This window comes from Bradyrhizobium sp. (genome assembly GCF_049586575.1).
In the GTDB taxonomy this organism is placed as follows: Bacteria; Pseudomonadota; Alphaproteobacteria; order Rhizobiales; family Xanthobacteraceae; genus Bradyrhizobium.
Window position 1 is genome coordinate 1 of record NZ_JBAVCF010000564.1, and the last position, 5,928, is coordinate 5,928.

Here is a 5,928-nt window from a genome sequence, read left to right on the forward strand (position 1 = left end):
ACGGGCTGATCCACGCGCTGAAGGATTACACCGACACCTATATCAAGGGCTGCACGCCGCCCTCCTCCACCACCTGGAAGGACCCGGACAACAACGTCGCCTTCCACAACAAGACGATCGTGATGACGCACAACTTCACGATCTCGATCGCGGCGAAATGGTTCGAGGATTCGACCAATCCGGCGCTGACCCCGGAACAGCGCGCCGCCGGCAAGAAGGCCTATGAGGAGGACATCATCACGGCCTCCTTCCCGAACAAGCCGGACGGCCAGCCGATCAAGTATCGCTCCGACGTCAAGACCGGCGTGATCTTCACCGCGGCGAAGAACAAGGCCAAGGCCAAGGAATTCGTCAGTTTCCTGCTTCAGGAGGAAAACCTCGGCCCGTATGTCGAGGGAGCGCTCGGCCGCTGGTTCCCGGCGACGATCGAAGGCCAGAAGAGCCCGTTCTGGCAGGCCGACCGTCACCGCAGGGCGGTCTACGCGCAGTTCATGGGCGGCACCCAGCCGTTCGATTTTACCAAGAACTACAAGTTCACGATCCTGAACAACGAGAATGTGTGGGCGAAGGCGATGAACCGCGTCGTCAGCGAGAAGGTGCCGGTGGACAAGGCGGTCGACGAGCTGATCGCGCGCGTCAAGGCGGTCGCGGGGTAGCCACGAACCGGTGTCGTCCCCGCGAAAGCGGGGACCCATAACCACATACCTTGATTGTAGGACGAAAGCCGTCGAACAGCTTCTCCCGACATGACCGACACGGCGTATGGGTCCCGGCTCGCGCTTCGCTTGACCGGGACGACAACCTGAATGAAGGCCACTTAGGTACAAGAGCGACAGAATATGGCGATCACGCTCTCAGCATCCGACGTGCCAGGCGCCCCGCTCGCGCCACGGCTGTCGACGCCGCAAGTCTGGGGCATCGTGCTGATCGTGCCCTACCTGCTCGTGTTTCTTGCCTTTGTGGTCTATCCCGTTGCTTACGGCTTCTGGCTGGCGCGCGCGCCGTCGAACTATGTCGAGCTTTACAACGACCCGATCTTTGCGCGCGCCGTCGTCAACACGCTGATCTTTCTTCTCATCGGCATCAACATCAAAATGCTGATTGCACTGTTTCTGTCCGGCTTCTTCGTGCAGCAGCGCACGTGGATCCGGTGGCTGTCGGTGATCTTCATCCTGCCCTGGGCGGTACCGTCGATCCCGACCATCCTGTCGGTGCGCTTCATGCTCAATCCGGAATGGGGCATGGTGAACCAGCTCATCTTCAAGTTCACCGGCGATGACGGGCCGAACTGGCTCAACGATCCCTCTGTGGCGCTCGCGATGGCGATCGGCGTGCACATCTGGAAATCGCTGCCGTTCTGGACACTGATCCTGATGACGGGGCGGCTTGCGATCTCGCAGGACCTGTTCGAAGCCGCCGATGTCGACGGCGCGAACTGGTGGCAGAAATTCCGCTTCATCACCTGGCCCTCGATGCAGGCGCTGTATCTTACCTGCACGCTGCTTTCGATGATCTGGACGCTCGGGGATTTCAACAGCGTGTACCTGTTGACCGGCGGCGGTCCGGCTGATCTGACGCACGTGCTCTCGACGCTCGGCATCCGATACTTGCGGCTCGACCAGCTCAACCTCGCGATGGCCTCGATCGTCTGCGCGATGCCGCTCGTGCTGCCACTCGTCTATTTCATGATGAAACGGCTGTCGCGATGAAGCTCCCCTCCTTGCGCGATACGGCGACCGAAGCCCGACTGCTGCTGATCGGCATTCCGGTGCTGATCTGGACGATGATTCCGATCTACCACATGTTCGTGTTCGCGATCTCGCCGAAGGAAGACGCCTTCTCCGGCAAATTGTGGCCGGACCATCCGACGCTGCACAATTTCGAGATCGTGTTTCGCCAGCAGCATTACTTTCTCAGGGACTTCTGGGTGCAATTCGGCAATTCGGTTGTGATTGCGGCGGCTGTCGGCGCGCTGACGCTGACAGTCGCGACCGCGGCCGCGTTCTCGATCTCTCGGTTGCGTGTGCCCGGCGGACGCATCGTGCTCAACCTCGCGCTGTTCACCTACTTTATCCCGGCGGCGTTCCTCGCCGTGCCGATGTATCGCACCATGGGCAATTACGGCCTGCTCAATACGAGTTGGGCTTTGATTTTGGCGATGGTGACGATTGCCTCGCCCTACGCGATCTGGGTGCTGAAGCAGGCTTCCGACAAATTGCCGGTCGAACTTGACGAGGCCGCCGTGATGGATGGCGCGACACCGCTACAGATCTTCCGCCTGGTCTACGTTCCCCTGATGATGCCGTCGCTGGTGGCGATCGGCACCTATGCCGTGCTGCTTGCCTGGAACGAATATCTCTACGCGTTCCTTTTGCTCTCCAATGATCGCGACATCACCTTGCCGGTGGCGCTCGGCAATTTCCTCGCCGCCGACGATTCGCCGTGGGAGTTGTTGATGACGACCGGCTTCATCTACGCGCTGCCGCCAGCCGCGATCTATTACGCCTTCCGCCGCTACATGGTCGGCGGGCTCACCGCAGGCGCCGTGAAGTCGTAATCACAACGGCGCGGCGCTCTTGCCGCGGGCATCGGAGATTTTCGAGGCGAGCGAGGCGACCACGATCACGATCGCAATCAGCGCCACCACCAGCGTGCAGATCGCGTTGATTTCCGGTTTTACACCGAGCCGCACTTCCGAATAGATCCGGATCGGCAGCGTCGCCGAGCCGGGGCCGGTCGTAAAGCTTGCGATTACGAGATCGTCGAGTGACAGCGTGAAGGCAAGCATCCATCCGGCAATGACGGACGGGAGAATCAATGGCAGAGTAACCAAGAGGAAGGCCCGCGCTGGATCGCAACCAAGATCCATCGCCGCTTCTTCCAGGCTTTTATCGAGCGCGCCGAGCCGTGCCTGGACCACCACCGCGACAAAGCACATGGTGAGCGTTGTGTGGGCGATCGCGACCGTCCAGAAGCCGCGCTCCGCGCTGATCGCGACAAACAGCAGCAGCAAGGACAGCCCGGTGATGACCTCGGGCATCACCAGCGGCGCATAGAGCATGCCGGAGAACAGCGTCCGCCCCTTGAAGCTCGATCCGCGCGCCAGCGCCACCGCCGCGAGCGTGCCGAGCAACGTGGCGAGCGTCGCCGATGTCGCCCCCACCCGCAGGCTCATCCAGGCCGCATCGATCATCGCGCTGTCGCCGAAGAACTCGGTGTACCAGCGCAGCGACCAGCCGCCCCACACCGTCACCAGCCGCGAGGCGTTGAACGAATAGATAATGAGGACCATGATCGGCAGATACAGGAACGCCAGCCCCAACGCGAGCGCGGTGACGTTGAAGCGCGAGAGCCTGTTCGAGGCTGCCGCCATCATGCCTGCTCCAGTTGCCGCCGCTGCAGGCGGTCGTACAGCACCAGCGGCGCCAGCAGCAGAAGCAGAAGCACAACAGCGATGGCCGACGCCACCGGCCAGTCCCGATTGGTGAAAAATTCGAGCCACAGGGTCTGGCCGATCATCAGCGCATCCGAGCCCGCCAGCAAATCCGGAATCACGAACTCGCCGACGATGGGAATAAAACAAAGCAGCGCGCCGGCCCCGACGCCGGGCAGCGACAGCGGGAACGTCACCCGCCAGAAAGCCTGGCGGGGCGAGGCGCCGAGATCACTGGCCGCCTCCAACAGCGCCGGGTCCAGTTTGGACAGCGTCGCATACAGCGGCAGGATCATGAACGGCAAATAGGAATAGACGATGCCGAGGTACATCGCGCTGTCGGTTGAGAGCCACACCACTGGCTTGGAGACAATGTGCAGCGCCAACAAGATCTGATTGAGCAGGCCGTCATGCTGCAAAATGTTGATCCAGGCATAGATGCGAATCAGGAACGATGTCCAGAACGGCACGATCACCAGCATCATCGCCACGCTCTGCCAGCGTTGCGGCAGCCGCGCCATCCCATAGGCGATGGGGTAGCCGATCACGAGCAGGATCGAGGTCGAAATCGCCGCGACCGTCAGACTGCGCAAATACGACAGAACATAGAGATCGTCAGAGAACAGCAGCTTGAAATTGTCGGGCGACAGCGCCGCAAATGCCGCCTTGAGCGCTGCCCATCCCTCACCCACATCGAACACGGGCGCATACGGCGGCTGCGCGATAGCGGTCTGCGACAGGCTGATCTTCAGGACGAACAGGAACGGCACCAGAAAGAACAGCGCCATCCACAGATAGGGCGCGATCGCCGCCAGCCGCGCCGGGCGCGTGAAGATCGTTCGCGCGCTCATTGCTCCAGCACCACGCAGTCTTCCGGCGAAAACCACGCTACCACGCGCTGGCCCGGGTTATAGGCGTCGAAATCGAGCCGCGCGGTATTGGCCATCGACGAGCGCAGCACCGCGCCGCCATCGAGCTTGATCTTGTAGCTTGTGATGCCGCCGAGATAGCTGACGTCGGTCACGACCCCCTCGAGCCGATTGATCGCGCGTGCATCGTCGGACACCGGAGCCCGGCGCGACAGCTTGACCTTTTCGGGGCGGATCGCGACACACAGATTGGCTTTGGTGAGCGGTTGGCGCGGTTCAGCCACGTAAATCGTTCCGGCCTGCGCGGTCGCGATGGCAAGCCTCCGCGCCATCGTCGGATGATCCCCCGCGCCGGTCTCGATCTTGCCCTCAAGCAAATTGACGTCGCCGACAAATTCGGCGATCCAGCGCGAGTGCGGCGCCTCATAGAGTTCGCGCGGAGTTGCGACCTGTTCGAGGCGGCCGGCATCCATCACGCCGATCCGTCCAGCCATCGTCATCGCCTCAGCCTGATCGTGGGTCACGATAACAAAGGTCAGGCCAAGCCGCCGCTGCAACTCCATCAACTCGAGCTGCGTGCTTTCGCGCAACTTCTTGTCGAGCGCCGCCAGCGGTTCGTCGAGCAGCAGGAGTTGCGGGCGGCGCGCCAGCGACCGCGCCAGTGCCACGCGCTGACGCTGGCCGCCGGAAAGCTGATCGGGCTTGCGCTTCTCCAGCCCATCGAGCTTGACGAGGGCAACCATCTCGGCAATGCGCGCACCGATCTCGGAAGACGGCAAGCCGGCACGCTTCAAACCGAACGCGATATTGTCCCGCACGTTCAGGTGGGGAAACAATGCATAGTTCTGGAACATCATGTTGACGGGACGCTGATGCGGCGGCACTCGCGCGATGTCCTTGCCGTTGAGCAGGATACGGCCCTCGTCGGGCGTCTCGAAACCGGCCAGCATTCTGAGCAGCGTGGTCTTGCCGCAGCCGCTCGGACCGAGCAGAGCGAAAAACTCGCCGGCCGGGATGTCGAGCGAGAGCGCGTCGACCGCACGAAAGCCGTCGAATTTTTTTACTACCCTTTCGATGCGAAGGAGCGGCATGCCGAGCGCGGCATGCGCTTCGGTTTTTGAATCGGCGCCGCCCGCGGAATTTGCGGCGTCTCCAGTCATGCTGCCAGCCTGCCCCATGGAAGGCGCAAGCTAACCCCGTAGCCACCCTGGCTCAACCGCAGCGCCTGTGGATGACGGACATTAAACCGCCGCGGCCATGAACGTGGCCAGCCGTTCGCGCTCTGTGGGCTCCATGGTCAGGCCGAGCTTCGAGCGGCGCCAGAGAATGTCGTCCGGGAAACGCGCCCATTCTTTTGCCATGAGGTGGCGCACCTCCGCGCCCGTCAGGTCGGAGCCAAAGCTTGGCCCGAGATCGGCCTTCTCTTTGGCTTCGCCCAGCACCTGGTGAAGCCGCGAGCCATAGGCCGAGACCAGCCGGAGCGCCTGATCGGAGCTGAGGAATTTCCAGCGTTCACGCGCGTTTTCCACCTCCGTCTCGAAGCTCTGATGCGGAAAATCCCCGCCCGGCAACGCCGCCTGTGCGCTCCAGGGCCGCGACATCGGATAGAACGGCAGGAGACAGGAG

The 5,928-nt window shown here is 62.2% G+C and carries 7 protein-coding genes; 3 read left to right on the forward strand and 4 right to left on the reverse strand.

Annotated elements, in window-relative coordinates:
- The 3 genes from WB528_RS21290 to WB528_RS21300 all read left to right on the forward strand — a co-directional run.
- On the forward strand, positions 1-656 hold a 656-nt coding region (locus tag WB528_RS21290; protein WP_423890406.1), incomplete at its 5' end, for an extracellular solute-binding protein.
- Between the two features lie 183 nt (positions 657-839).
- The gene (locus WB528_RS21295) at positions 840-1,709 is read left to right on the forward strand and encodes a carbohydrate ABC transporter permease (RefSeq protein WP_423890408.1); all 870 of its coding nucleotides are present in this window, start codon (positions 840-842) and stop codon (positions 1,707-1,709) included.
- Positions 1,706-2,557, forward strand: a complete 852-nt coding sequence (locus WB528_RS21300; RefSeq protein ID WP_423890410.1) for a carbohydrate ABC transporter permease — start codon at positions 1,706-1,708, stop codon at positions 2,555-2,557. The genes WB528_RS21295 and WB528_RS21300 overlap by 4 nt, the downstream gene beginning before the upstream one ends.
- Here the strand turns inward: WB528_RS21300 and WB528_RS21305 are convergent, their stop codons facing one another.
- The 4 genes from WB528_RS21305 to WB528_RS21320 all read right to left on the reverse strand — a co-directional run.
- A complete protein-coding gene (locus WB528_RS21305) occupies positions 2,558-3,373 on the reverse strand; it encodes an ABC transporter permease (protein ID WP_423890413.1) in 816 nt (271 codons plus the stop codon).
- Positions 3,373-4,284, reverse strand: coding sequence for an ABC transporter permease (locus WB528_RS21310; RefSeq protein ID WP_423890416.1), 912 nt, complete (start codon positions 4,282-4,284; stop codon positions 3,373-3,375). The genes WB528_RS21305 and WB528_RS21310 overlap by 1 nt, the downstream gene beginning before the upstream one ends.
- Positions 4,281-5,480: an ABC transporter ATP-binding protein gene (locus tag WB528_RS21315; RefSeq protein ID WP_423890418.1), complete on the reverse strand. Its 1,200-nt coding sequence runs from the start codon at positions 5,478-5,480 to the stop codon at positions 4,281-4,283. Before WB528_RS21315 ends, WB528_RS21310 begins: the two co-directional genes overlap by 4 nt.
- Before the next feature lie 63 nt (positions 5,481-5,543).
- A partial coding sequence (locus WB528_RS21320) for a glycerol-3-phosphate dehydrogenase C-terminal domain-containing protein (protein ID WP_423890419.1) occupies positions 5,544-5,928 on the reverse strand: 385 nt, incomplete at its 5' end.